Source organism: Rhizomicrobium sp., from assembly GCF_056722145.1.
Map to the genome: position 1 here is coordinate 1 of NZ_JBWZET010000011.1, position 25,041 is coordinate 25,041.

Consider the following 25,041-nt stretch of genomic DNA (forward strand, 5'->3'; position numbering starts at 1 on the left):
GTCCAGCTTTGTCCAGATTAATTGCTAGTTTATAAGTTATCGGTCGTTCGTCCGGCGCTTCGCGGTAATAAATTTCGAAGCGAATTGGCCCAGTAGAACCCATCGAATGTAGTCTGTCGAACCCGCCCCGTTGCTTTTGTTCGCACGCGCTTTCGATGTCAAAGTTTAAGCAATCCGCCAAAAAGCCAAACGCATCGAACATTGTGCTCTTGCCAGCACCATTTTTGCCAATCACTACCGTAAATGGTGTGAGTTTTTCTGCGCTTTGCCGGTTAGAGAGCTTGCCAAGCGTCACATCCTTGAGCGCCCGATAGTTTTGGACGCGGATGCCCTCGATTAGTGCCATAGACATGCCTGTTAATTTTGTGGGCGGCGAAATATCAGTCGAACGATCGCTACGGAATCATGCGTGTAAACTTAACACTTTCTTGCGTCCGACGAGCAATCCAACCGCGCACTCGCTAGCCCTCAGCTGACTATTGGGCGCACCTAAAGGGCGCGCGAGAGCAACTTTATCCTGACGCAGGGGCTTGTCGTTCGGCGGTCCGTCCCTACATCTATAGGTCGTGCATCTGCTGTTTTCCCATGTGAATGATCCTGAGAGCGAAGTGCAGTTCGGTGCGCTTTTGCGTGTGCTAGTGAATCGCAAATAGAAGCGAATTTGTTTGTGGGGCAAGCGGTTCGGGTTCTGTTTAAAGGGATTCGAATTTGATTCCGACAAATAGAGCCCCCTTCGGCCCTTACGGGCCACTTCCCCCGCGGTCTTCGTGCCGGTGGCGAGACCCGTGTGCCCGCGGGGGCAGAAAAGAGAGTGCCCGCGGGGGCAGAAAAGAGAGTGCCCGCGGGGGCAGAAAAGAGAGTGCCCGCGGGGGCAGCGCCCGCGGGGGGCAGAAAGGTGGGCGAGGCCCGCTCGCTCCGCGTCTCCGCGTCTCCGCGTGAATCGCGTTCTTCCGGAACCGGCCTAATAAGGCGATTGATCTGTGGTGCCCGGGCCTTAACGGGATTTGACTTCGATTTTTCGCTTTTTGGTGCGGCGGAGCGGTCTGGATGGCCGCCCGGCCAAGTCTGGTCAGACCGGCTTCACCAGGACGTGCTTCTTCTTGCCGATCGAAAGCTTCAGCACGCCTTGAGCAAGATCGGTTTCGGCGACGGCGGCCTTCACATCGCTGACGGCGGCATCGTTGAGCTTGAGGCCGCCGCCCTGGATGAAGCGGCGCGCTTCCGAGGCCGAGCTGGTCAAGCCGGCCTGGTGGGCGAGCGTGGTGACAGCCATGCCGATCAGGCTGGCGCGCGGCACCTCCACCGTCGGCAGGCCGGCGGCCATGGTGCCTTCCTCGAAGGTGCGGCGGGCGGTTTCGGCGGCTTCCACGGCGGCGTCGCGGCCGTGGGCCATGGCGGTCGCTTCGGTCGCCAGCACTTTCTTGGCGTCGTTGAGTTCGGCGCCCGCAAGCGCTTCCAGCCGCGCGATCTCGTCCAGCGGCAGGTCGGTGAACAGCTTCAAGAAGCGGCCGACGTCGGCGTCCTCGGTGTTGCGCCAGAACTGCCAGTAGTCATACGGGCTCAGCATGTCGGCGTTGAGCCACACCGCACCGGCGGCGGTCTTGCCCATCTTGGCGCCGGAAGCCGTCGTCATCAGCGGCGAGGTCAGGCCGAACAGTTGCGCCTCGGTCAGGCGGCGGCCGAGGTCGGTGCCGGAGACGATGTTGCCCCACTGGTCCGAGCCGCCGCACTGCAGGGTGCAGCCGTAGCGCTTGTAGAGTTCGACGAAGTCGTAGCTCTGCAAGATCATGTAGTTGAATTCGAGGAACGACAGCGGCTGGTCGCGTTCGAGGCGGAGTTTGACGCTGTCCATGGTCAGCATGCGGTTGACCGAGAAGTGGCGGCCGACGTCGCGCAGGAACGGGATGTATTTCAGTTCGTCCAGCCATTCGGCGTTGTCGACCATCACCGCATCGGTCGGGCCGTCGCCGAATTTGAGGAAGCGTTCGAAGATGCGCAGGATGGACTGCTTGTTGGCCTCGATCTTTTCGGCGCTGAGAAGCTGGCGGCTGTCGTCCTTGCCCGACGGGTCGCCGACCTTGGTGGTGCCGCCGCCCATCAAGACGATCGGCTTGTGGCCGCAGCGCTGCAGGCGATGGAGCGTCATGATCTGGACGAGGCTGCCGACGTGGAGACTCGGTGCGGTGCAGTCGAAGCCGATGTAGGCCGTCACCGGACCGGTGGCGAATTTGGCGTCGAGGACGGCGTCGTCGGTGGAGGCGTAATAGGCCCCGCGCTCCACGAACGTGCGGAGGAATTCGGATTTGAACTCGGACGCGTTGGCCATGACACGGTTCCTTGATGCCGGAGTGTTTACGGCCCCAGCGGCCCAAGGGCAACGTGGAGCCGGATGCGATCAGCGGTGGTCGTAAGGATGGACCATCCGTTCGTTGACGTATTCCTTGACCTGTTCCACCACCTCGGCCTCGTGCTTGTCGAAGAAGTGGTTGGCGCCTTCCACCTTGTTGTAGGTGATCTTGATGCCCTTCTGGGCGGTCAGACGGTCGACCAGCTTCTGCACGTCATTTTCGGGCACCACCAGATCCTTGGTGCCATGGACGATCAGGCCCGACGCCGGGCAGGGCGCCAGGAAGGCGAAGTCGTACATCGAAGCCGGCGGGGCAATGGAGACGAAGCCAGTGATCTCGGGCCGCCGCATCAGAAGCTGCATGCCGATCCAGGCGCCGAAGCTGATGCCGCAGATCCAGACGAAGGAGGGATTGGGATAAAGGGTGTTCATCCAGTCGAGCACCGCCGCCGCGTCCGACAGCTCGCCGGCGCCGGAATCGAAGGTTCCCTGGCTGCGGCCGACGCCGCGGAAGTTGAACCGCACCGCCGTGCAGCCCATGCCGTGGAACATATGAAACAGGTCGTACACCAAGGGGTTGTTCATGGTGCCGCCGAACTGCGGGTGCGAATGCAGGACCAGCGCCATGGGGGCGCCCGGGGTCTTCTGCTTCTGGTAGCGGGCCTCGATACGTCCGGCGGGGCCGGGCAGGATGATGTCAGGCATGGGCACTCCGAATCGCCAGGCGCAAATGAGCCTCGGGCGCAATTACTTTGGGGATTTGGGTAACACGGTTCAGCGAATAAAATTTGATCAAAATCATGGACATAGCGATTTCGTTGGCGCGAGGCCCAGGTGAATACTTGATCTTGGCACTCAGGAAATCTATACCACGTACGGGAAGTACGCGACGCGTCTTGGACCGCTGTTCTTACACCAGTCGGCCCCCGGTTGCGCAAGGAAAACGAACGCAGCGAAAGCGCCCGCGCAAGTTTTGGAGTTAAGGACATGAGGCTCAGCACCAAAGGACGTTATGCGGTCATGGCGATGGCCGATCTGGCCCAGCACGAGGCGGGCGGTCGCCCCGTTTCCCTGGCGGACATTGCCGAACGGCAGGAAATCTCGCTGTCCTACCTGGAGCAGCTGTTCGCCAAGCTCCGGCGCAGCGGGCTGGTCTCAAGCGTCCGTGGCCCGGGCGGCGGTTACCGGCTCAGCCGGCCGTCGGACGAAGTGCGGGTGGCGGACATCATCATGGCCGTCGACGAGCCGATCACGGCGACCCGTTGTCGGCCCGGCAGTCCCAAGGGCTGTGCCACCCAGGGTGCGCGCTGCATCACTCACGATTTGTGGGAAGAACTCGGGCGGCAAATTCACGTATTTCTGTCGTCTGTTTCGCTTGCCGATGTCGTGGAGAAGCGCGTATTGGGCAGGGCCCAGCTCGGCTTGCCGCAAGGCGAAGGCGATGGCGGGGGCGATCGCGTCGCCGCTTAAGGGCAACCAGTCGAAGGCACCATGGCCTATCTCGATTACAATGCGACGGCGCCGTTGCGCGATGCGTCGAAACGGGCGGCCGAACGCGGATTGGCGATTGGCGGCAACGCCTCGTCCGTGCATGCGGCCGGGCGCGCCGCGCGGGCGCTGATTGAGGATGCGCGGGCGGAGGTTGCTGCCCTTGCCGGGGTCGAACCGGCCGACGTGGTCTTCACCAGCGGCGCAACGGAAGCAAACGCAGTGGCCCTCTGGGGGGCGGTGCAGGGCGCTGCCGACAGCGTCGAAAAGGGCGCGCGGATTACCCGGCTGTTCGTGTCGGCGGTAGAGCATCCTTCCGTGCTGGCCAATGCCGCCGCGGTGGCGGACCGTTTCGCTGGGCTGCGGCTGGAGAGCATTCCCGTTACGGCCAATGGCGTTGCCGATCTCGCCGCGCTCAATGATAGCTTACGCGAGGGCAAGGGTCGCGCCTTGATCGCGCTGATGGCCGCCAACAATGAGACGGGCGTCGTCCAGCCAGTTGCCGAGGCTGCGGCGCTGGCGGCCGAGGCCGGGGCGCTGCTGCTGGTCGATGCGGTTCAGGCGGCCGGGCGCATCCCGCTGCCGCACGCCGATTACGTCACCCTGTCAGCCCACAAGATCGGCGGCCCGCAAGGCGTGGGCGCCCTGATCCTGAAGACGGGCGCGCCCTTCACGTCGCCCATCGTCGGCGGCGGTCAGGAGCGGGGTCTGCGGTCGGGCACCGAGAACGTGCCGGGTATTGCCGGGTTTGGCGCTGCGGCCGCGATCGTCGCGCATGAGGTCGCCTCGGCCGCCTTGCGCGACCGTTTCGAAGCGGATTTGCGCGCTGCCGTCCCCGACGTCATCGTGTTCGGGGCCGGTGTGCCGCGCCTCGCCAATACCTCTTGTTTCGCTTTGCCGGGCATCCCCGCCGAGACGGCGTTGATGGCCTTGGACCTCGACGGCGTGATGCTGAGTTCGGGGTCTGCCTGCTCCTCCGGCAAGGTCAAACGGTCGCACGTCCTTGCCGCGATGGGCGTGAGCGATGATGTTGCAGGATATGCTTTGCGCGCGAGCTTCGGCTGGACCTCCAGCGAGGCGGACGTCGAGGCAGCGGTTCAGTCGATTACCAACCTAGTGGCGCGCACATCCAAGCGCGCCGCGGCATGAGAGGCGGGAATGTCAGCCGGTTCGGACACGAAAGACCAGGTTGCCGCTCTCGGTGAGAAGTACAAGTACGGCTTCGTCACCGACATCGAGACCGATCGGGCCCCCAAGGGCCTGAATACGGACATCGTCCGTTTCATTTCGGCCAAGAAAAACGAGCCGGAATGGATGCTCGACTGGCGTCTGGCTGCGTTCCGCCGCTGGACCGAAATGCGCGAGCCGAACTGGGCGCGCCTGCGCTACCCCAAGATCGACTACCAGGATTCCTACTACTACGCCGCGCCCAAAGAGGCCGAGAAGTACGAGAGCCTGGACGAAATCGATCCCAAGCTGCTCGACACCTACAACAAGCTCGGCATCCCCTTGAGCGAGCAGAAAATGCTCGCCGGCGTCGCGGTCGACGCGGTGTTTGATTCGGTTTCGGTCGCCACCACCTTCAAGGCGAAGCTCAACGAGGCGGGCGTGATCTTCTGCCCGATCTCGGAGGCCATCCGCGATTACCCGGATCTGGTGCGCAAATACCTCGGCTCCGTCGTTCCGGTGACCGACAATTTCTTCGCCACGTTGAATTCGGCGGTGTTCTCCGACGGCACCTTCGTCTACGTGCCCAAGGGCGTGCGCTGCCCGATGGAGCTCTCCACCTATTTCCGCATCAATGCCAGCCAGACCGGCCAGTTCGAACGCACCCTGATCGTCGCCGACGAGGGCAGTTACGTGTCCTACCTCGAAGGCTGCACGGCGCCGATGCGCGACGAGAACCAGCTGCACGCGGCGGTCGTTGAGCTGGTGGCGCTGGAAGGCGCCGAGATCAAATATTCCACGGTCCAGAACTGGTATCCCGGCGACGAGAACGGCAAGGGCGGCATCTACAATTTCGTCACCAAGCGGGGCGACTGCCGCGGGGCTCGCTCCAAGATTTCGTGGACCCAGGTCGAAACCGGTTCGGCGATCACCTGGAAGTATCCGTCGTGCATCCTGCGCGGTGACGATACGGTCGGCGAGTTCTATTCCATCGCCATCACCAATCACTATCAGCAGGCCGACACCGGCACCAAGATGATCCATCTGGGCAAGAACACCCGCTCGCGGATCATTTCCAAAGGCATCTCGGCCGGCAAGGCGCAGAACACCTATCGCGGTCTCGTCAGCGTGCATCCGAAAGCGACCGCGGCGCGCAACTACACCCAGTGCGACAGCCTGCTCATCGGCGACAAGTGCGGCGCCCACACCGTGCCCTACATCGAAAGCCGCAATCCGACCGCGCGGCTGGAGCACGAGGCGACGACTTCCAAGATCGCCGAGGATCAACTCTTTTACTGCCTGCAACGCGGCATGAGCCAGGAAGAAGCGGTGGCGCTGATCGTCAACGGCTTCTGCAAGGAAGTGCTGCAACAATTACCCATGGAATTCGCCGTCGAGGCACAGAAGCTCGTCGGCATCAGCTTGGAGGGGAGCGTCGGGTGATGCTTGAGATCAAAGACCTGCATGTCACCGTCGACGGCAAGAAAATCCTGAAGGGGCTCAACCTCAAGGTCGAGTCCGGACAGGTGCATGCCATCATGGGCCCGAACGGATCGGGCAAGTCGACGCTCAGCTATGTGCTGGCGGGGCGCGACGGCTACGACGTTACCTCGGGTTCGGTCGTCTACAACGGCGAAGACCTGTTGGCGATGAAGATCGAGGAGCGCGCGGCGAAGGGGATTTTCCTCGCCATGCAGTATCCGGTCGAAATTCCCGGCGTCACCACGATGACTTTCCTCAAGTCCGCGCTCAACGCCCAGCGGCGAGCCCGCGGCGAGAGCGAAATCGACGCCATGGGCATGCTGAAGCTGGTGCGCGCCAAGGCGAAGGCGCTGCAGGTCAGCGAAGAGATGCTGAAGCGGGCGCTCAATGTCGGGTTCTCGGGCGGTGAGAAGAAGCGGCTCGAAATCCTGCAGATGTCGCTGTTCGAACCGAAGATGGCGGTGCTCGACGAAACCGACTCCGGCCTCGACATCGACGCGCTGAAGCTGGTGGCCGAGGGTGTCAATTCGTTGCGCAGCCCCGACCGTTCGATGCTGGTGATCACCCATTACCAGCGCCTGCTCGACTATATCGTGCCCGACCGCATCTCGGTGCTGGCGCATGGGCAGATCGTTGCCGAAGGCGGCAAGGAACTCGCCCTCGAGCTTGAGAAGACGGGCTATGCCGATATCGCAAAGGTGCCGGCATGACGACCGCGGCAGCCCAGCGCGAAGCGCGGCGGACGGAGGCTCTCGACAGCTTCCGCGTCCGCGGCATGCCGCATCGCCGCTTCGAGCATTGGCGCTATTCGGACTTGCGCGCGGTGCTGGACGCCGGCCAGGTTGCCCAGGCGGGCACCGCCAAGTGGCACATCGAGAACTTGCCGGAAGGCGTCGAACTGTTCGATCTCGCCCAGCAGGACGCGCCCGATTGGGTGATGAAGACGCTCGGTCACGTCGGCAACCGCCGCACCTTGGTGGAAGCCTCGCTGGCGTTTTCCGAAGGCGGCGTGGCGCTGCGCGTGCCCAAGGGCCGCAAGATCGCCGAGCCGATCCGGCTCGAAATTTCCGGCCAGGGCAATTTGCGCTGGCTGATCGTGCTGGAAGAGGGCGCCTCGGCGCATCTGTGCGAACCGCACACGGCGGACGCCGGATTCCTGCGCAACGTCGGCGTCGAAATCACGCTGGCCGAGGGCGCCGAACTGCAGCATGTCCGCCGCGCCCCGTTCGCGCCGCGCTCCTTCACCGTCGAATTGATGGCGCTGGAGCTGGCCAAGAACGCCAAGTACCACGGCCATTTCGCCAACTTCGGCTCGCGCCTGTCGCGGACCGAGGCGCACATCGTGCTCGGCGGCGAGGGGGCTGAGGCGCATCTGTCCGGCGTCGCCGTGCTCGGCCATGAAGCCCATTCCGACGTCACCACCCATATCGAACACGCCGCGCCGCATACGCTGTCGACGCAACTCTTCAAGTATGTCGCGGGCGGCAAGTCGCGTGGCGTGTATCAAGGCAAGATCACGGTGCGCGAAGGTGCCATGGGCTCCGACAGCCGCCAGACGGCGCGGGCGCTGCTGATGAGCGAGCGGGCCGAAGCCGATTTGAAGCCCGAGCTGATCATCTTTGCCGACGACGTGAAGTGCGCCCACGGCGCCACCGTCGGCGATCTCGATGCGGAATCGCTGTTCTATCTGCGCTCGCGCGGCATTCCCGAGAAGGAAGCCCGCCGCCTGCTGATCAACGCCTTCCTCGAAGAGGCGATTGCGCCGATCGGCGATGAGGCCGTGATCGGGCGCATCTGGCACGACATCGAAGCCGCGTTGCCGCGTGCCATGGAGTTCGCGAAATGAGTTTCGTTCCGCCGCTTGATGATTTCCCGATCCTGGCCAAGCCGGTCAACGGCCGCCGTCTTGCCTATCTCGACAGTGCCGCGTCGGCGCAGAAGCCGAAGGTCGTGCTCGATGCGATGACCGAGTTCGCGTTCAGCGAATTCGCCAACGTCCATCGCGGTGTGCATCGCCTGGCCGCGGTCGCCACCGAGCGGTACGAGCAGGCGCGTATTGCCGTGCAGCAGTTCCTCAATGCCAAGACCAGCGACGAGGTCGTTTTCACCAAGGGCGGCACCGAGGCGCTGAACCTCGTTTCTTATGCCTTCCTCAGTCCCCGCATTTCCGCCGGCGATGAAATCGTGCTCACCAAGATGGAGCACCATTCCAACATCGTGCCGTGGCATTTCATGCGCGAGCGCAAGCGCGCCGTGTTGAAGTGGGTCGAGTTGCGCGAAGACGGTTCGATCAATCCGAGCGCGGTGGCGGCGCAGATCACGCCCAAGACCAAACTCGTCGCCATCACCCACATGTCGAACGTGCTCGGCACCGTCAATCCGCTGAAGGAGATCATCGCCATCGCCCACGCCAAGGGCGTGCCGGTGGTGGTCGACGGTTGCCAGGGCGCGGTGCATGAGACCGTCGACGTGCAGGACCTCGATGTCGATTTCTATGCGATCACCGGCCACAAGCTCTATGGCCCCACCGGCATCGGCGCGCTGTACGGCAAGCGGGCACACCTGAAGACCATGCGGCCGTTCCAGGGCGGCGGCGAGATGATCGCCGAAGTGACCGAGGACAAGGTCACTTATGCCGATCCGCCGGCGCGGTTCGAGGCCGGCACGCCGCCGATCATCGAGGCCGTCGGGCTGACCGCCGCGATCAAATACCTGAAGGGTTTCGACCGCGCGGCGATCAAGGCGCACGAGCTCGATCTGTACAAATACGCCCGCGAGGCTGTCGGCCGGTTCAAGTGGGTCCGCGTCATCGGCGAGGCGGAAGGCAAGGGCGCCATTCTGTCGTTCGAAACGCTCGGCATGCACGCCCACGACGTTGCCACCATTCTCGATGGCGAAGGCGTCGCGGTGCGTGCCGGACACCATTGCGCCCAGGTTCTGATGGAACGGTTCGGCGTCGCCTCCACAACCAGGGCGTCATTCGGTCTCTACAACACCCGCGAAGACGTAGATGCCCTTATTGCGGGTTTGGAGAAGGCCAGGAGTATTCTGTGCTGACATGATCGACGACAGCCTTCGCGAACTGTACCAGGAAGTCATCCTGGATCATTCCAAGCACCCGCGTCACTTCGGGGCGCTGGAGCACGCCACCCACAATGCCCAGGGGCATAACCCCTTGTGCGGCGATCGCATCACCGTGCATCTCATCCTCGATGCCGAAAACCGCATCGCCGACATCAAGTTCGAGGGCCGCGGCTGCGCCATTTCGCAGGCGTCGGCGTCGCTGATGACCGACATGCTGATCGGCCGTTCGGTGGACGAAGCCGAAAAGCTGATGGGCGGCTTCCTGCACATGGTGAAGGGCGAAGAGGGCGTCTCGGGTCTCGCCGACGACGATCTCGAACAGCTGCAGGTGATGGCCGGCGTGTCGGCGTTCCCGATGCGGGTAAAATGCGCGACGCTCGCCTGGCACACCATGAAGTCGGCGTTGGAAGGTGGCGAGTCCGGCACGACCGCCAAGACCGAATGATGAGCGAAGAACTGGCCAACGCTACCGTGACGGCATCCGGCCTGCCTCCGGAAAAGCTGGAGGCATTCACCGCCCAGCTGATCGCGGCGCTGAAAACCGTGTTTGATCCCGAGATTCCGGTGGACGTCTACGAGCTCGGGCTTATCTACAAAGTCGACGTCACCGAAGACTGGAATGTGAACGTCGACATGACGCTGACCGCGCCGGGCTGTCCGGTGGCGGTGGAATTGCCCGTCAGCGTGCGCGAGGCGTTGGAGAAGGTTGAAGGCATCGGCAAAGTGAATGTCGAAATGACCTTCGATCCGCCGTGGACGCCCGAGCGCATGAGCGACGAGGCCAAACTGCAACTGGATATGTACTGAAGCGCTTGCAGGAAAAGTGGGAACCGGTTTCCCGCCCGGCAAGCGCGACAAGAGAAGAAGCTCTATATGGTTCGCGAACGCCCCAAAGCCGTCCGTCTTTCCGATGCCGCCGCAGAGCGCATCCGCGAGATCATGGCCAATGCCGACGGCCAGTATCAGGGCATCCGCGTCGGCGTGCGCAACGGCGGCTGCGCCGGCATGAGCTACACGATGGATTACGCCGAAGCCGCTGCGCCGCTCGAGGAAGTGGTGGAGGACAAGGGCGTCAAGGTTTTCATCGATCCCAAGGCGATCCTGTTCCTGATCGGTACCGAGATCGATTTCGTGCGCGAGAAGATGGGCGCGCGCTTCACCTTCATCAATCCCAACCAGACGGCCGCCTGCGGCTGCGGCGAATCCGTTTCGATCACGCCGGCGAAGGTGGATTAGTCCCGGTCCGGTTTGCCGACGACCTGCAGGCACAGCGCGATGGACGCCAGGCCGGCGCCGAACAGGCAGGCCGGGAACCAGCCGGCGAGCTTGTAGACGGTGCTGCCGAACGCCGAGCCGATGGCGCCGCCGATGAAGATGCCCGACATGAAGATGGTGTTGAAGCGGCTGCGCGCCTCGGGCCGCAGCGCATAGATTTTGTGCTGGTTGGACACCACGGCGCTCTGCACGCCGAAATCGAGCACCATCACGCCGACGATCATGCCGAGGATGGTGTTCCATAGCGCAAACGGCAGCCACGCCAGGACGGTGATCAGGGCACCGATCTGCACCACCAGCGTCGGACCGCGGCGGTCGGCAATATGCCCGGACCACGGCGCCGCAGTAATGCCGACGACACCGAGGATCGCGAACAGACCCGCCGCATCGGCACCGAGCTTGAAGATCGGCTCCTGCAGGTGCAGCGACAGGATGGTCCAGAACACCGAGAACGAGCCGAACAGCGCACCCTGGGTGAGGGCTGCGCGGCGCAACGTCGGTTCCTCCTCCCAGATGTCGGCGAGCGAGGCCAGCGCCTTGGGATAGCGGATGGTCTCGGCCGGCGGACGGGTCGGCAGGGTCGCGGCCATCAGCGCGCCGGCGGCGAGCATGGCGGGAACCGCAAACCAGAAGGTGGCACGCCAGTCGAACCACGTCGCAACGAAACCGGCGACCGTCCGCCCCAAGAGGATGCCGCACAGCACCCCGCTCATCACCCGTCCGACGATGGCACCGCGCCGGTCATCGCTGGCGAGGGTTGCAGCGAAGGGCACGATCTGCTGGGCGACGCTGGAGGTGGCACCGACCAGCAGCGAGGCGACGAGCAGCATCAAGGCGGTCTGGGCGGTCGCCGCGAACACCAGCGCCAACGCCAGGATGACGAACTGCGCCACGATCAGGCGGCGGCGGTCGACCAGATCGCCAAGCGGCAGGAACAGCACCAGCCCGATCACATAGCCGAGCTGGGTGGCACTGGGGATCAGAAGCGTGATCTTGGAGAACGGAAACGACTGCGCGATCAGCGCCAGCATGGGCTGATTGTAATAGAGATTGGCCACGCCGAACCCGGCGGCCACGGCCATCGCCACGGTGGGAATGCGGGTCGAGTCGGCTCTCATGGCGTCCATAAAGCGCAACACCGCCGCAAAAACCAGTAGCGCAAAATTGACATCTGCCAGCGGGGAACCGTGTAATCTCGGGCCGTGAACGAACACCTCCACCACCTCCTGATCGCCGGACGCCGCTGTGCCTGGGACGATGGCCGCGGCGTGCTGGGTTCGCTGGCGCTGCACGCCCTACTGGCATTCCTGGTGCTGGTGGTGGTCGCCCATCATACCGTCACGGCCGCGAAGGAGCCGGAGCCCCATCCGGTGTTCCTGCCGGTGGAGGTGATCCGCCTGGGCGAGGAGACGCGCTCGCCGCCCGCCGAACAGCACGCCGTCGTGCCGCAACAGAAGGCCGGACGCACGCAAGAGGCCGCCAGTCCGATTCCGCGCGGCGTGTCGGCGACCGGGACCAGGCCGGTCGATGCGCTCGACGCCAAGCTGAAAGAGCTGGCGCGGCTGAAGCAGCCCGACACCAAGCTGACCATCGGCCAGGGCTTTGCCGAGACCGACGCCGCCAACGGCGCGCCCGGCGATGCTGCGACCTATGCCATTCGCGATTACGTGCTGGCGCAAGTGCTGCGGCGCTGGACGCTGAACATCGCGCGTACCGGCGACAAGCCGTTCGCCGTCAAGATCGCGGTCGTGATGAAGCGCGACGGCACCATCGCAGCGGCCGACATCGTCGAACTGGCCCGCGCCAAGACCGACGCGGTCTATCGCGATATCGCCATCGGCGCGCGCAATGCAGTTCTTCTGTCTTCGCCGATCGCGTTACCCGCCGGCGATTACCCGAAGGAAATGCATTTCACTCTTCTATTGGATACGCGCGCCGTTCTGCGATGAACGCTATTTGTTGTTCTCGAGCGAGGCCACCGTCTGCGCCACCAGGCCCTGGCTCAGTAGATCAGCCATCAGCGTGAAGACGTAGCGTTGTTCCTCAGTGCGCAACCGGTGCAATGCCTGCAACAGGAAGCGCTCCTCGACTTCAACAGCCGTGTTGGTTGGAGAACGTTTCCGCATGTGATGTATCAGCCCCTATCTATCGTTCCGATACGTATCAGGTAGGAATAGACCTGGGCTTTCGGGAGGGGGCGAACCGGCGCGGAATACACCCGTTTTCGCGCCGCGATGGCCGGACGAACGCGCAATCAACCACTTGCTGTGTGGATTAGAGATGCTCCGGATTGGAAAGAATATTTTACTAAATTGTGGCGGACATTCTCTTGATTAAGGCAGGTCGCGCGCTACGCGGAAGCCGGCCATCGCCGAATAATCGTATTCGGCGCCGTTATCCTCGGCCCCGACGCGCGCCGCCGAGCGCACGAACACCGGCACGTTGTCCCACGATCCGCCGCGCAACACATGGCGGGTGCAGCCTTTTTCCGTCCACGGGCGGGCATCGGCGGGGGCGCCGAGATAGGCCTTGTGCCAGCAGTCTTCCGTCCACTCCCAGACATTGCCGAGCATGCCGTACAGCCCGAACGGATTGGGCGTGAAGCTGTCGATATTGGCGAGGGCGTGGAAATCGTACTTGCTGCCGCAGCCATTGCAGTTGGCGTTGCCGACGCCGATCGCATCGCCCCACCAGCGCGCGGTAGTAGTGCCCGCCCGCGCGGCGTATTCCCATTCGGCTTCGCTCGGCAACCGGTAGGGGCCGGGGCGGCCCGCAAGCGCAGGACGGGCCTCGCGCACCTTCTGGTTCAGCCACGCGACATAGGCGTGAGCGTCTTTCCACGACACGCAGCTCGCCGGCCACAATGACGGTTCCTCGTCGAACGGCGGAAAGGCGACACCCTTGTTCGGCACCCGCCAGCGCATGTTGAGAATGCGGTTGCAGGGCTCGGGCTCGTAGCCGGTGGTCCTGAGGAAGGTGAGATATTCTTCGCTGGTGACGTTGAACTTGGCGAGCGCGAACGCCTTGACGCTGACGATGCGCTGCGGACCTTCGGCTTCGAAGCGGCCGGGCTCGCGCGCCGGGCTGCCCATCACGAAACGGCCGGCGGGAATGCCGATCATGTCCGGGCAGTTCGGGCATTCCTTGAAACTGCGGTCGGCAGGATCGGCGATCGCGGCGGCGACGATCACCACAACGGCACAGACGGAACGCAAAAAGAAACGCAACATGACGGTCTCGCAGCTTCGCCGCACCATAGCAGACATTCCACGCGACGGGGCAAGACCCCTTAAATATGCCGAAAGCGGGCTTGATTTTCGCAAGTCCGCTTGCCTCGGGGAGTGCCCTCCACAAACGGGGCGCCAGCAAGGGCCGGTTTCACGCGGCCGATGACAGGCACAGTCCGTCTGCCCTGTGAAACCCGCACGAACTGGCTCGTTGCGTTTTTGCCGCCGCCGACGCCGCCACCGATGGATTTACGCGGGCTTACTCGGGCTTATGTCGGTCCTGTGCCGGCCTTGTCCGTCCGATACGCACGCGAGCTGCGTATCCTGGGTTAGTTTTGTCTCGACGTTGCTCGGCGGGTACGGGAAGACGCGACCTTCCATCGCCGCTACCATCACGAATCCTCCATTCCAAACTGCACGCATGAGAGGTGGGAAGTGAGTCGGCCCACTTCAAGGTGGTGCGACAAACGCTACACAGTTCGGAGGGAGAGGCATTCGCAGGCGAGTTGGGGTGACGGGATGAATGGGCGTGGTTGCGCCAGATTCGGTCATTCGCACCGCGTAGTGCGGCGCGTGTGTTATGATGTGTGTAGTCGCCAACGGAAACGGTCTAGCAGAGCAATCAGAAAAATGCCTCTCCAAAATGCGTCTCCCGAGCAAGCCCCCAAAAAACGGCGACAGCACCATGTCTGGCAGAAATATCTGAATGCGTGGTGCGCCAATGGTCAGCTTTATTGCCTGAGCAACAATCGGATATTTGCGACGGGTACAGCAGCAGTGGGCGTGGAGAACTATTTCTATAAGGTTGGTAAGCTGACCCTCGAAGATGTGGAGTTGGTCCGATTCCTTGCGATAGATGTCGAAGGGGTGCACGCACTAACAAAAAAACTTCATGAAGGTTTCCTCGCACTCGTCGCATCGCCGCAGTTGTTCGAGGGAAGGTCCCAAGATTTGGATGACCTCATCGACACATATCGTACGAATGCACTTGAGGATTATCACATGGGCATCGAGCGTTCGTTTCTGCCACTGCTGGAACGAATGCTACATGATGACATTAGCTTCCTTTCCAATGATCAGAGTTGCATCACCTTGTTTCACTTCCTGGCGACACAGCACATGCGGACAAAAGGTATTAGAACAAAAACCGTTGAAGTTCTAAAAGAGAAAAACAACCTGGATGTGTCAAGAATCTGGGCCATATTGAGTCACATGTACGCAAGCAACATTGGAATGAACGTGTTTCTAGAGAGAAAGAAGAGGACCTTAGCGCTAATCGAAAACACGACGGGCAACGATTTCATCACGGGCGACCAGCCTTTGATAAATCTACACGGTGACGGAAATACGCCGCCTACAATGCTGACTTGGTACTACCCAATTTCGCCACGTCGCGCGTTACTACTAACGGAGGTGAATGAAGAACCCGCGTTCTCTTCAGGTGGGTTAACTGCGGGGCAGGTCCACGATTTGAATGCAAGGATGTTCTCGGCGTGCCACAGGCAAACATTCGCACGAGAGGAACCTTCACTGGTTCCCTTCGCCACCTGACGCACAGCGTTAAGCAGGGGGGCGGTTATTCTTGGCGCACTTCACAGATGAATTCACCAGATTGGGAAATATCGATATCCGGATTCATATCCGGGAACACTATACTTAATTCGTCTTCAGCCGATCCTTTTGTGACGAAGTGGATTCACGCGGAGACGCGGAGTGGGGCGTGCCATGCGGGGCTGTTGTGGCTCGGTGGCGAGGAATTGATAGGCAGTGTCGCACGCGTAGTGTCTCCGCGCCTCCGCGTGAGAATTCTTCGTTTGAGCATGGTGTGTGCTCGCCGCTTGTTTCTGCCCCCGCGGGCGCACGATTTTCTTCGCTGGCAATCAGACCGTGGGGGAAGTGCCCGTCAGGGCGAAGGGGGGCTTACTGAATCGCGAGCCCCCTTTGCCCGCTAACGCTGGGCACTTCCCCCACGGTCTGCCTGCGGGTGGCGACAGCACGTCGTCCGCGGGGGCAGAAAAGGACGTACTTCAGGCTCGCTGCTCGTTTCTTCCCCCACGCTCATCGTGCGAGTGACGACAGCGCGTCGCCCGCGGGGGCAGAAAAGGACGCGGGGGCAGAAAGGCTTTGGCGTGAGGGGATTTTCCAAAGGAAAAGTCACGCGGAGGCGCGGAGTGGGCGTGCCAGACGGGGGGAGTTGGGGCCAGAGCAACTCCAAACTACATGGTGCGTGGCTCGCCGCAGGGCTCGATGATCAGTGTGCAAATTAATCGCAATGAACGGCGCCATATTCTTACCGCACAAACGGGCAGCGTGTCGCAGTGCAAAGCCCGGCCGCGATCCCATCTTAGGCGGACTGTCATGCCACCTTACGGGGGACCCTTATGGCTGGGCAAACCAACCGCCTCGACTATATCGACAATCTGCGCTGGCTGATGATCGTCTTCGTCGTCGGGGTGCATGTCGCGGTGACCTATGGCCAGATGGGATTCTGGTATTATGTCGAGCCGGGGCAGGTCGATCTCGGGACCAAGCTGTTCTTCTCCTGGTTCCTGTGCTTCCTGCAGGCATTCTTCATGGGCTTCCTGTTCCTGCTGGCGGGCTATTTCACCCCCGGTGCCTATGACCGCAAAGGTTTCGGGCGGTTCGCTTGGGACCGCTTCGTGCGGCTGGGCATTCCGTCGCTGCTGTTCGCTTTCCTGCTGCACCCGCTGGCGGCCTACATGGGCTCCGACTGGCATACCAAGCAGGCGCCGCTCGCCGCCTATCCGTATTTCCTGACCCATCGCCTTTGGCTCGACGGCTCCGGGCCGATGTGGTTCGCGGTGGCGCTGCTGGTGTTCTCGCTCATCTATGGCGCGTTCCGGCTGATCGCACCGCGGCCGAAGCCGGTGGAGCCGCGGCGCGTGTCGCTGCTGGTCATCGTGGCGCTCGGTCTGGTGATCGCCGCGTTCGCCTACACCATCCGCCGGTATTGGTGGATCGGCACCCACTTCCACACCTATCAGTTCTGCTTCTTCGCGCAGTATGTCGTGCTGTTCCTGGCCGGCATCGTCGCCCAGCGGCGCAAGGTGTTCGACGGAATTACCCGCGGCCTCGGCTATGGCCTGCTGGTGTTCGGGCTTGTGCTCGGCATCCCCGGATTCTTTGCGCTGATGCAGGTCGGTGGCGCGCTCCAGCATGGCTTCGACGCCTTCGCCGGTCACGGCACCTGGCAGAGCGGCGCCTATGCCGTGTGGGAGTCGATCGTCTGCGTCGCTATGTGCACGGGGCTGCTGGTGCTCTTCCGCCAGAACTTCAACGCCAAAGGCCGGGTGGCGAAGCTGCTGTCCGACAACTCGTTCGGCATCTACATGACCCACGCGCCGGTGCTGGTTGCGATCTCGCTGGTGCTGGTGCCGGTGGCGATGCCGCCGGTGGCGAAGTGGGCTATCGTCTGGCCGATCGCGCTGGCGGCGACGCTGGTCGTGTCGGTGGTGCTGCGGCAGGTGCCGCTGGTGAAGAAGATCCTTTAGCCCAGCCAGTGGCGGCGGACGGGCAGGCCTTGGCGCAGGCGCCAGGCTTCCCAGGCGCTGGGGACGTCGGCTTCCCACTCGGGCAGCAGCACGACGATGGCGCAGCCGTCGAAGATCGACACCGTGATGCCGACGCCGATGATCCAGAACGCCACCACCGAACTGCCGTAACAGCCGAGCACCATCATCCCGACCAAGAGGCACAGGCCCATGAACTTGGCCGAGCGGGCGTGGGTGGCGGTCATGCGGTGGAAGCGCAGCCAGCAGATCAGCTGTTCGAGGATCTCGGCGGCGATGGCATAGGCGACGATGATGAGGTTGCGCATCACGGCGTCGGGGCGGAGGAAATAAAGCGCCGTCATGCTCGCCAGCCAGAACAACAGGTCGACGGTGGAATCGGCTTTGCGCAGGTTGATGGTCGACACGCCCAGGCGGCGGGCGATGATGCCGTCGAAAATGTCGGAGAGCGTCGCCAGGAGAATGACGAGGGCGAGGAAATAGCCGTGTCCGTACCATCCCAGGACGGGCACGACCAAGATCATCAGGGCACGGAAGACAATGAGCGCGGCTGGAATCTTCCTGGCAATCATTTTGTCCCCCTACAGTCAGTGTGTCTGATGTTCAAGCGAGATCACTCTTTCCTCCCCCGCTATTGCAACGATGTGCGGCTCAACGGTTTGATCTCCGCGGGGGAGGAAAGTCATGATTCCAAGCGAGAGTCCGACGTTCCAGTCCGTCGAGGCCGGGTCGAGCCCGGCCACGACGAAGTGGGTCACCAGAGCTTCACGCGCTGTTCCGGCGGCAGGTAGTATTTGTCGCCGGGCTTGACGCCCCAAGCATCGTACCACGCGTCGACATTGCGGGTCGAACCGATGACCCGGAACGGCGCCGGCGAGTGCACGTCGCTGAGAATGCGGCTGCGCAAGTCGCCTTCGCGGAACTTGGACTGCCACACCTGGGCGAGGCCGAGGAACAGGCGCTGGTCGCCGGTGAAGCCGTCCAGCACCGGCGCCGACTGGCCGCCGAGCGAGATGTGATAGGCCTTGATCGCGATCGACAGGCCGGCGAGATCGGCAATGTTCTCGCCCATCGTCGCCGCCCCGCGGATATGCAGGCCGGGTAGCGGCTCATAGGAGTCGAACTGGTCGCCGAGCATCTTGGTGCGGGCCTTGAACGCGACCGCATCCTCGTCGGTCCACCAATTGTCGAGGTTGCCGATGCCGTTGTACTTGGCGCCCTGGTCGTCGAAGCCGTGGCTGATCTCATGACCGATCACCACGCCGATGGCGCCGTAGTTCACCGCATCGTCCGCCTTGGGATCGAAGAACGGCGGCTGCAGGATCGCGGCCGGGAAGGTGATCGAGTTGAACGACGGCTCGTAATAGGCATTCACCGTCGACGGAGTCATGTGCCACTCGCTCTTGTCGACCGGCTGGTCGAGGCGATCGAGATCATGCTTCCACTCGAACTGCGCGGCGCGCTTGAGGTTGCCGACGAGGTCGTCGCGGCTGATTGCGAGCGTCGCGTAGTCGCGCCATTTGTCGGGATAGCCGAGATACGGCGTGAAGGCATGCAGCTTGTCGAGCGCCTTCTGGCGGGTCGCTTCGCTCATCCACGGCAGGGTCTTGATGTCCGCCTCATAGGCCTTGAGCAGGTTGGCGACCAGCTTCTCGACCTTCGCCTTCGATTCCGGCGGGAAATACTTGGCGACATAGAGCTTGCCGAACGCTTCGCCGAGGGTGCGGTCGAGCAGGCGCACGCCGCGGGTGGCGCGTTCGGTCTGCGCGGTCCGTCCGGCCAGCGCCGTGCCGTAGAAGGCGAAATCGGCGTCGTCGAACTTCTGCGGCAGCACGCCGGCATAGGTGTGCAGATAGTGGACGGTGATGAAATCTTTCCACACCGCAACCGGCGTTTTGGCGAACAGCTTCGCCAGCGGCGCAACGGCGGTGCTTTCCCCAACCACCACGGCACGCTCGCCGTTGTTCAGCGGAATGCCGGTTTCGGAGAAGAACGCATCCCACGGGAACGCCGGGGCGAGCTTCTTGAGGTCCTTGTAGGGGACCGGATGGTACATCGTCTCCGGATTGCGGCGATCGGCGCGGCTCCAGCGCAGCTTGGCGATCTCGGTTTCGAGCGCCAGCACTTTGTCGGCGCGCTTCTCGGCATCCTGGGCGCCCGAGAGCGTCAGCATGGTCGTGAGGTAGACCTTGTAGGCGGCGCGGACCTTCACGATGCCCGCTTCGTCGAGCAGGTAGAAGTCGCGATCCGGCAGACCGAGGCCCTCCGGGCCGACATTGACGCTGTATTTCGTGGAGTCCTTGTCGTCGACGCCGATGCCGACGCCGAAAATGCCTTCCGCGGTCAGGCGCGGCGAGCCCATGATGCGGGCGATGTCTTTCAAGGTCTTCAGCTTGGCGATCTCGGTGAGATCGGCCTTGACCGGCTCAAGCCCGTGCGCCTCGATCGCCTGGGTGTTGACGAAGCCGTCGTAGAGGTCGCGCAGCTTCTTCTCTTCCGGCGTCAACTGGTCGACCGGCTTGGCTTCGAGTTCCGCCACGATCTCCTTCATGCGCTTTTCGCTGAGGATCGCGAGATTCTGGAACGAGCCGGTGGAGGAACGGTCGGCGGGGATGACCGCGTTCTTGTACCAGTTGCCGTTGACGAACATGTAGAAATCGTCGCCGGGCTTGACCGAGCGGTCCATGCCGGTGAGATCGACGCCCCATTGGCCGAGCGTGGCTTTGGGTGCAGGCGGTGGTGCCGGGGGCGGCGGAGGCGGCGGGGCAGAGCAGCCGGCAATCAACAGCGCGGCCGCGACCAGTAGGCGACGATTCATGCAAAACTCCACAAATGCAACTCGTTAGGATGCGGACGGGTCGCCTTGACGTGCAAGTCACGTATTCGCGACCGATTGCCCCTTGAATTTCGGTTGGCGAGCTTTTGCGGGGGGATTCGCGGTTAACCGGCTACGCCGCGTGCGTTCCTGCCGAACGGGCAAGTTCGGTTTCCGGCACGACGCGATTGCGGCCCGTATTCTTGGCGCGATAGAGGCCGCGGTCGGCACGCTGCACCAGAAGCTCAGGGGTATCGCCGTCGCGCAACTGCGCGACGCCGATCGAGATCGTGATGGTGCCGAGGATGTCGCCGGTGGAGCGCTTGACCAGTTTCTTGTTCTCGACGTTGGTGCGGATCTGCTCGGCCAGCTTGGTGGCGCCGTCGAGCGCGGTCTGGCGCAGGATGACGACGAACTCCTCGCCGCCGTAGCGCGCGGCGGTATCGCGGCCCTTGACGTTCTCCGACAGGCAGCTCGCCACCAGCCGCAGCACCTGATCGCCGGTCTGATGGCCCCAGGTGTCGTTGAAGCGCTTGAAATGATCGATGTCGCACATCATCAGCGCCACCGACGAACCATCTTGGCGGGCATCGTTGATCGCCGACTGCAGTTCGCTGTCGAACGCCTTGCGATTGGCGACGCCGGTCAAAGGATCGAGGCGGCTTTCCTTGCGCACGGTGTCGAGCTGGGTCTTCAGGTCACTGACCTGCTCGGAGGAGCGCTGCAACTCCCCCTCCAGGGAGCGGGTGCGCACTTCCATCGCCTTGGTGGCGCCAACCAGGCGTTCCACCATCTTGGCCACCGCGGCGGGGGACTGGTCTCCGCCCAGCTCGCCGGTCGCCGCCGACAGGGTGCGGCCATATTCGCCGGCGTCCTTGCCGGCCCGCTCCAACTTGCCGAGCACGGTATCGAGCATGCCGCTGATGCCGGCGCCGACATCTTCCATGGTCTGGGCGGTGCGTTCGCGGGTCAGGAACTGGGCGCCTAGGCCCTGCAGTACCGCCGGCGTGAACGGAGTTTTGTCGCGGATCATCGTGTCGATGATCTTGCCGAGCGCCGGATTGTTGCCGCCGGCATAGACGTAGAACAGCTCGTAGTGTTCCGGCGTCGGCGTCACGTTCCAATCGCCCATCAGGGCGAAGGCGGTCTTGGCCAAGGCCAGCTCGCGAGAAGGTGCTGCCAACGTCATCCCCACTAGTCGCTCCTGCCACCGGAGCGACGCCAGTGTGGCGGCAAGGTCGGTAAGAAACCGTTAAGTCGCGGGCTTTGGTTTGCGCAGAGTCTTTTCTTTGCCGCCGGTGTGAGCGGTGGCAACGGACGGGGTTTTCCGGTTCGGCGGCGCCCCGACCGCTCCGGGGGAGAAGGAGGGGGCGTCGCTGGCCGGAAAACTGTCTTCCGCTTGCTGATCGACCGACCCCGGCTTGGAATGGGTCACGCCGTCGACATCACGCTTGATCTTCGCGGTCATGATCGTTGCTCCCGGACCTGTCCGGGAAGAACCGGTCACACCGCGTCAGGTTCCACCGGCGTCTCGACCTTTGCATCCGAAGGTGCCTCGACCGCCGCGTCCGCGACGACCTTCTTGACCGCCCGCTTGCGCGGCGCCCGCGGCTTCTTCGCCGCCGGCTTCTTTTCGGTCGCAGGTACTTCGGACGCTGTCGCTGCGACGGGCGCCACAACGGCCGGCATCTCAACGACAGGCGTCTCAACGGCAGACGTCACAACGGCAGGCGTCACAACGGCAGGCGTCACAACGACCGGCGTCTCAACGACCGGCTTCGCGTCAACCGGCTTCGGCGTGTCGGGCTTGGGCGCGGGCTTCTTTGCTTCGACCGGCTTTTTCTCGACCGGCTTCTTTTCCGGTGCCTTGGGCAGCTTGACCGGGCGCAGCAGGAAGGCGGGGAGCTGCGAAATGTCGACCGGCGTCACTTCCACGGGCGGCGTCTTCGACGAACGGTCGCGGAACGACTGGGCGTAATGCACCGGCTCGGGCCGATTGACCGGCTCCGGCTTGCGCTGCGGGCGATGATCCTGGCGATGATCCGAGCGGCGCTGCTGCTGCTGCTCGTTACGCGGTTCCTGGCGCGGCCGCTGCTGCTCAACGGGGCGCTCCTGCACCGGCGCGGGCGTCTTCGCCGGCTCCATCGACGCGACCTGGCCATGCGCCTTGATCGGACGGTCACGGTGGTCGTTGTGGTTGCGGTCGCGATCGCGGCCACGGCCCCGGTCGCGGCCACCACGGTCGCGCGACTTGTCCCGCGGCGGGCGTTCGCGCACCTGCTCGGCGAGCCCTTCGATGGAGCGGCGCGGCAGCGTCGTCTTGGTCAGCTTCTCGATCGCTTCGACGTACTTGCCGTCGGCGCCGGTGACCAGCATGTAGGCTTCGCCGCTGCGTCCGGCGCGACCGGTACGGCCGATACGGTGGACATAGTCGTCGGAATGATAGGGCACGTCGAAATTGAAGACGTGGCTCACCGCCGGAATATCGAGGCCGCGGGCGGCGACGTCGGAAGCGACCAGGATCGTCACTTCGCCACTGCGGAAGCCTTCAAGCGTCTTGGTGCGCACCGACTGGTCGAGATCGCCGTGCAACGGCGCCGCGTTGAAGCCGTGCTTCGACAGCGACTTCGCGACGATATCGACGGTGTGCTTCTTGTTGCAGAAGACGATGGCATTGGTGATCTCGCCGGCTTCGCGGATCAGGGCGCGCAAGGCTTCGCGCTTGGCCCACTCGTCGTTCGGCACCTGCACCAGCACCTGCTTGATATTGTCGGCAGTGGTGGCCGGACGGGTCACTTCCACCCGCACCGGATTGGACAGGAACTGCTCGGTCAAGCGGCGGATTTCGGTCGGCATGGTGGCCGAATAGAACAGCGTCTGGCGGGTGAACGGCAGCAGCTTGCAGATGCGCTCGACGTCGGGGATGAAGCCCATGTCAAGCATGCGGTCGGCTTCGTCGATGACGAGGATCTGAACCTGGCTCAGCATCAGCCGGCCGCGTTCGAAATGATCGAGCAGGCGGCCCGGGGTGGCGATCAAGACGTCGACGCCGCGGTCGAGCTTCTTGTTCTGGTCGTCGAACGAGACGCCGCCGATCAGCAGCGCCATCGAGAGCTTGTTGAACTTGCCGTACTTCTCGAAGCTTTCGGCGACCTGGGCGGCGAGTTCGCGGGTCGGCTCGAGGATGAGCGAGCGGGGCATGCGCGCCTTGGCACGGCCGCGGGCCAGCATTTCGATCATCGGCAGGGTGAAGGAGGCGGTCTTGCCGGTGCCGGTCTGGGCACAGCCCAGCACGTCCCGGTTCATCATCACATAGGGGATCGCCTGCGCCTGGATCGGCGTCGGGTGCTTGTAGCCCATATCGGCGATCGCACGCATGATCGGCTCGGACAGGCCGAGCACCTCGAAGCCGGGCAGTTCCTCAATGTCTTCCACCGTGGCGACGTCCTCCGCCACCGGGGCGTTCTCGGCCGGCGCATCCTCGACCGGAGCTGCCTCGGCGGGCACGTCTTCGACCGCAGCTTCCGCGATGGGGGCTGCCTCCACGGGCGCCGCCTCGACAGGTGCTTCCGGGGCTGCCTCCGGCGCGGGATCGGCGGCGGCGGCGGCGAACAGCGGCAGTTCCGGCGCAATCTCGACCGCAGCCACCTCAACCGGGGCCTCCGCCACCGGCGTCGGAGCGGCGTCCTGCGCCGTCGTCACAGGCTGTTCCTCGGTCGCGGGCAGGGCTGCCTCGGTCGCGATGGCGTGTTGGGTCTCGGTCGGCGTATCTGTGTCGGTCAAGTGATGATTGCTTTCCACGCGGCGCCACGATTGCGCACGACTTTCGCGCGGAAGACCGCGCAGTGCCGTGGGTATCGTGAATGAGGGTTGAAAAGTCAAGAATGGCGCGGTCTTCTGCGCCGTCTTAGATATCGGACATGTCCCAAACGATCCTCTTCCTTCCCGGTCTGCTGTGTGACGAACGCCTGTGGATCGACCAGCTCGCCGCCTTTCCGGGCAGCGTGGTGGCGGACCTCACGCAGGACAGCACGATCGAGGACATGGCTGCCCGTGCGCTCGGCGCCGTCTCTGGCCGATTCTCGCTGGTCGGCCTGTCGATGGGCGGTTACGTCGCACAGGCGATCATGCGCATGGCGCCCGAGCGGGTGGCGCGGCTGGCGCTGCTCGACACCTCCTCCCGGCCGGACACGCCCGAACAGTCCAAACGCCGGCGCGGGCTGATGGCGATGACGCGCTCGAATCGGTTCCGCGGCGTCACCCCGAAGCTACTGCCGCAGCTCATCCATCACGACCGGCTGTCCGATCAACCGCTCTGCCAGGCGGTGCTCGACATGGCCGAGCGCGTCGGCAAGGACGCGTTCCTGCGCCAGCAGGCCGCGATCCTGGCCCGCATCGATTCGCGCCCGCATCTCGCCGCAATCACCTGCCAGACTTTGGTTGGCGTGGGCGACGCGGACATCCTGACCCCGCCGGACCACGCGCAGGAGATCGCGGCGCTGATTCCAGGTGCTGAGTATGTCGTCTTCCCGAACAGCGGCCATCTTCCGCCGATGGAAAGGCCCGATGACGTAAATGACATACTTCGAAACTGGCTGCGGTGAGCCGCGCTCCTCTATATCGTTT

Annotated in this window: 24 protein-coding genes; 13 read left to right on the forward strand and 11 right to left on the reverse strand. The window is 63.4% G+C overall.

What is annotated here, in order from left to right; translation table 11 throughout:
* The 3 genes from AC1P6P_RS00470 to AC1P6P_RS00480 form a co-directional block, all read right to left on the reverse strand.
* On the reverse strand, positions 1-346 hold a 346-nt coding region (locus tag AC1P6P_RS00470), incomplete at its 3' end, for an AAA family ATPase (protein ID WP_481400467.1).
* 723 nt (positions 347-1,069) lie between these two features.
* Positions 1,070-2,326, reverse strand: coding sequence for a tyrosine--tRNA ligase (gene tyrS / locus AC1P6P_RS00475; protein WP_481400468.1), 1,257 nt, complete (start codon positions 2,324-2,326; stop codon positions 1,070-1,072).
* A 69-nt stretch (positions 2,327-2,395) separates the two neighbouring features.
* Positions 2,396-3,052 (reverse strand): alpha/beta hydrolase, encoded by a 657-nt coding sequence (locus AC1P6P_RS00480; RefSeq protein WP_481400469.1) that lies wholly within the window; start codon positions 3,050-3,052, stop codon positions 2,396-2,398.
* Positions 3,053-3,334: 282 nt separating this feature from the next.
* Between AC1P6P_RS00480 and AC1P6P_RS00485 the strand changes: the two genes are divergently transcribed.
* From AC1P6P_RS00485 to AC1P6P_RS00525, 9 genes are all read left to right on the forward strand, one after another.
* Positions 3,335-3,817, forward strand: coding sequence for an Rrf2 family transcriptional regulator (locus AC1P6P_RS00485; protein ID WP_481400470.1), 483 nt, complete (start codon positions 3,335-3,337; stop codon positions 3,815-3,817).
* A gap of 21 nt (positions 3,818-3,838) precedes the next feature.
* A complete protein-coding gene (locus tag AC1P6P_RS00490; protein ID WP_481400471.1) occupies positions 3,839-4,984 on the forward strand; it encodes a cysteine desulfurase family protein in 1,146 nt (381 codons plus the stop codon).
* A gap of 9 nt (positions 4,985-4,993) precedes the next feature.
* Entirely contained in the window at positions 4,994-6,445 is a 1,452-nt protein-coding gene (gene sufB / locus AC1P6P_RS00495) for a Fe-S cluster assembly protein SufB (protein WP_481400472.1), read from the forward strand.
* Entirely contained in the window at positions 6,445-7,194 is a 750-nt protein-coding gene (gene sufC / locus AC1P6P_RS00500) for a Fe-S cluster assembly ATPase SufC (protein ID WP_481400473.1), read from the forward strand. The genes sufB and sufC overlap by 1 nt, the downstream gene beginning before the upstream one ends.
* Positions 7,191-8,330, forward strand: a complete 1,140-nt coding sequence (gene sufD / locus AC1P6P_RS00505) for a Fe-S cluster assembly protein SufD (protein ID WP_481400474.1) — start codon at positions 7,191-7,193, stop codon at positions 8,328-8,330. Before sufC ends, sufD begins: the two co-directional genes overlap by 4 nt.
* Entirely contained in the window at positions 8,327-9,541 is a 1,215-nt protein-coding gene (locus AC1P6P_RS00510; RefSeq protein ID WP_481400475.1) for a cysteine desulfurase, read from the forward strand. Before sufD ends, AC1P6P_RS00510 begins: the two co-directional genes overlap by 4 nt.
* A gap of 1 nt (position 9,542) precedes the next feature.
* Positions 9,543-10,013, forward strand: a complete 471-nt coding sequence (gene sufU / locus AC1P6P_RS00515; protein WP_481400476.1) for a Fe-S cluster assembly sulfur transfer protein SufU — start codon at positions 9,543-9,545, stop codon at positions 10,011-10,013.
* The gene (locus AC1P6P_RS00520) at positions 10,013-10,375 is read left to right on the forward strand and encodes an SUF system Fe-S cluster assembly protein (protein WP_481400477.1); all 363 of its coding nucleotides are present in this window, start codon (positions 10,013-10,015) and stop codon (positions 10,373-10,375) included. Before sufU ends, AC1P6P_RS00520 begins: the two co-directional genes overlap by 1 nt.
* A gap of 66 nt (positions 10,376-10,441) precedes the next feature.
* Positions 10,442-10,804: a HesB/IscA family protein gene (locus AC1P6P_RS00525; RefSeq protein WP_481400478.1), complete on the forward strand. Its 363-nt coding sequence runs from the start codon at positions 10,442-10,444 to the stop codon at positions 10,802-10,804.
* Here AC1P6P_RS00525 and AC1P6P_RS00530 read toward each other — a convergent pair.
* Positions 10,801-11,961, reverse strand: coding sequence for an MFS transporter (locus AC1P6P_RS00530; protein WP_481400479.1), 1,161 nt, complete (start codon positions 11,959-11,961; stop codon positions 10,801-10,803). The genes AC1P6P_RS00525 and AC1P6P_RS00530 overlap by 4 nt on opposite strands.
* Before the next feature lie 84 nt (positions 11,962-12,045).
* On the opposite strand from AC1P6P_RS00530, the gene AC1P6P_RS00535 reads away from it, so the two are divergent.
* Positions 12,046-12,792 (forward strand): hypothetical protein, encoded by a 747-nt coding sequence (locus AC1P6P_RS00535; RefSeq protein WP_481400480.1) that lies wholly within the window; start codon positions 12,046-12,048, stop codon positions 12,790-12,792.
* A 3-nt stretch (positions 12,793-12,795) separates the two neighbouring features.
* On the opposite strand, the gene AC1P6P_RS00540 is transcribed toward AC1P6P_RS00535, so the two are convergent.
* Positions 12,796-12,969 carry a hypothetical protein gene (locus AC1P6P_RS00540; protein ID WP_481400481.1) on the reverse strand — a complete coding sequence of 58 codons (174 nt, stop codon included), beginning with the start codon at positions 12,967-12,969 and terminating at the stop codon, positions 12,796-12,798.
* A 207-nt stretch (positions 12,970-13,176) separates the two neighbouring features.
* Positions 13,177-14,073 carry a formylglycine-generating enzyme family protein gene (locus tag AC1P6P_RS00545; RefSeq protein WP_481400482.1) on the reverse strand — a complete coding sequence of 299 codons (897 nt, stop codon included), beginning with the start codon at positions 14,071-14,073 and terminating at the stop codon, positions 13,177-13,179.
* Positions 14,074-14,700: 627 nt separating this feature from the next.
* On the opposite strand from AC1P6P_RS00545, the gene AC1P6P_RS00550 reads away from it, so the two are divergent.
* Positions 14,701-15,621 (forward strand): DUF4238 domain-containing protein, encoded by a 921-nt coding sequence (locus AC1P6P_RS00550; protein WP_481400483.1) that lies wholly within the window; start codon positions 14,701-14,703, stop codon positions 15,619-15,621.
* Positions 15,622-16,451: 830 nt separating this feature from the next.
* Positions 16,452-17,582 carry an acyltransferase family protein gene (locus AC1P6P_RS00555; protein ID WP_481400484.1) on the forward strand — a complete coding sequence of 377 codons (1,131 nt, stop codon included), beginning with the start codon at positions 16,452-16,454 and terminating at the stop codon, positions 17,580-17,582.
* On the opposite strand, the gene AC1P6P_RS00560 is transcribed toward AC1P6P_RS00555, so the two are convergent.
* From AC1P6P_RS00560 to AC1P6P_RS00580, 5 genes are all read right to left on the reverse strand, one after another.
* On the reverse strand, positions 17,579-18,172 hold the full coding sequence (locus tag AC1P6P_RS00560; protein ID WP_481400485.1) for a CDP-alcohol phosphatidyltransferase family protein: 594 nt from the start codon (positions 18,170-18,172) through the stop codon (positions 17,579-17,581). The genes AC1P6P_RS00555 and AC1P6P_RS00560 overlap by 4 nt on opposite strands.
* Positions 18,173-18,354: 182 nt before the next feature.
* Positions 18,355-20,418 (reverse strand): M13 family metallopeptidase, encoded by a 2,064-nt coding sequence (locus AC1P6P_RS00565; RefSeq protein WP_481400486.1) that lies wholly within the window; start codon positions 20,416-20,418, stop codon positions 18,355-18,357.
* Positions 20,419-20,548: 130 nt separating this feature from the next.
* Positions 20,549-21,598, reverse strand: a complete 1,050-nt coding sequence (locus tag AC1P6P_RS00570; RefSeq protein WP_481400487.1) for a GGDEF domain-containing protein — start codon at positions 21,596-21,598, stop codon at positions 20,549-20,551.
* A 69-nt stretch (positions 21,599-21,667) separates the two neighbouring features.
* Positions 21,668-21,883 (reverse strand): hypothetical protein, encoded by a 216-nt coding sequence (locus tag AC1P6P_RS00575; protein ID WP_481400488.1) that lies wholly within the window; start codon positions 21,881-21,883, stop codon positions 21,668-21,670.
* A gap of 35 nt (positions 21,884-21,918) precedes the next feature.
* A complete protein-coding gene (locus AC1P6P_RS00580) occupies positions 21,919-23,793 on the reverse strand; it encodes a DEAD/DEAH box helicase (RefSeq protein WP_481400490.1) in 1,875 nt (624 codons plus the stop codon).
* Between the two features lie 542 nt (positions 23,794-24,335).
* Here AC1P6P_RS00580 and AC1P6P_RS00585 point away from each other — a divergent pair.
* Positions 24,336-25,019, forward strand: coding sequence for an alpha/beta fold hydrolase (locus tag AC1P6P_RS00585; RefSeq protein ID WP_481400489.1), 684 nt, complete (start codon positions 24,336-24,338; stop codon positions 25,017-25,019).
* Positions 25,020-25,041 lie beyond the last annotated feature (22 nt).

Excerpts from the sequence above, each read along its gene's own strand:
- tyrS (WP_481400468.1), bottom strand. The coding sequence starts at position 2,326 with ATGGCCAACGCGTCCGAGTTCAAATCCGAATTCCTCCGCACGTTCGTG.
- AC1P6P_RS00480 (WP_481400469.1), bottom strand. The coding sequence starts at position 3,052 with ATGCCTGACATCATCCTGCCCGGCCCCGCCGGACGTATCGAGGCCCGC.
- AC1P6P_RS00485 (WP_481400470.1), top strand. The coding sequence starts at position 3,335 with ATGAGGCTCAGCACCAAAGGACGTTATGCGGTCATGGCGATGGCCGAT.
- AC1P6P_RS00490 (WP_481400471.1), top strand. The coding sequence starts at position 3,839 with ATGGCCTATCTCGATTACAATGCGACGGCGCCGTTGCGCGATGCGTCG.
- sufB (WP_481400472.1), top strand. The coding sequence starts at position 4,994 with ATGTCAGCCGGTTCGGACACGAAAGACCAGGTTGCCGCTCTCGGTGAG.
- sufC (WP_481400473.1), top strand. The coding sequence starts at position 6,445 with ATGCTTGAGATCAAAGACCTGCATGTCACCGTCGACGGCAAGAAAATC.
- sufD (WP_481400474.1), top strand. The coding sequence starts at position 7,191 with ATGACGACCGCGGCAGCCCAGCGCGAAGCGCGGCGGACGGAGGCTCTC.
- AC1P6P_RS00510 (WP_481400475.1), top strand. The coding sequence starts at position 8,327 with ATGAGTTTCGTTCCGCCGCTTGATGATTTCCCGATCCTGGCCAAGCCG.
- sufU (WP_481400476.1), top strand. The coding sequence starts at position 9,543 with ATGATCGACGACAGCCTTCGCGAACTGTACCAGGAAGTCATCCTGGAT.
- AC1P6P_RS00520 (WP_481400477.1), top strand. The coding sequence starts at position 10,013 with ATGAGCGAAGAACTGGCCAACGCTACCGTGACGGCATCCGGCCTGCCT.
- AC1P6P_RS00525 (WP_481400478.1), top strand. The coding sequence starts at position 10,442 with ATGGTTCGCGAACGCCCCAAAGCCGTCCGTCTTTCCGATGCCGCCGCA.
- AC1P6P_RS00530 (WP_481400479.1), bottom strand. The coding sequence starts at position 11,961 with ATGAGAGCCGACTCGACCCGCATTCCCACCGTGGCGATGGCCGTGGCC.
- AC1P6P_RS00540 (WP_481400481.1), bottom strand. The coding sequence starts at position 12,969 with ATGCGGAAACGTTCTCCAACCAACACGGCTGTTGAAGTCGAGGAGCGC.
- AC1P6P_RS00545 (WP_481400482.1), bottom strand. The coding sequence starts at position 14,073 with ATGTTGCGTTTCTTTTTGCGTTCCGTCTGTGCCGTTGTGGTGATCGTC.
- AC1P6P_RS00550 (WP_481400483.1), top strand. The coding sequence starts at position 14,701 with ATGCCTCTCCAAAATGCGTCTCCCGAGCAAGCCCCCAAAAAACGGCGA.
- AC1P6P_RS00555 (WP_481400484.1), top strand. The coding sequence starts at position 16,452 with ATGGCTGGGCAAACCAACCGCCTCGACTATATCGACAATCTGCGCTGG.
- AC1P6P_RS00560 (WP_481400485.1), bottom strand. The coding sequence starts at position 18,172 with ATGATTGCCAGGAAGATTCCAGCCGCGCTCATTGTCTTCCGTGCCCTG.
- AC1P6P_RS00565 (WP_481400486.1), bottom strand. The coding sequence starts at position 20,418 with ATGAATCGTCGCCTACTGGTCGCGGCCGCGCTGTTGATTGCCGGCTGC.
- AC1P6P_RS00575 (WP_481400488.1), bottom strand. The coding sequence starts at position 21,883 with ATGACCGCGAAGATCAAGCGTGATGTCGACGGCGTGACCCATTCCAAG.
- AC1P6P_RS00580 (WP_481400490.1), bottom strand. The coding sequence starts at position 23,793 with ATGCGTGCGATCGCCGATATGGGCTACAAGCACCCGACGCCGATCCAG.
- AC1P6P_RS00585 (WP_481400489.1), top strand. The coding sequence starts at position 24,336 with ATGTCCCAAACGATCCTCTTCCTTCCCGGTCTGCTGTGTGACGAACGC.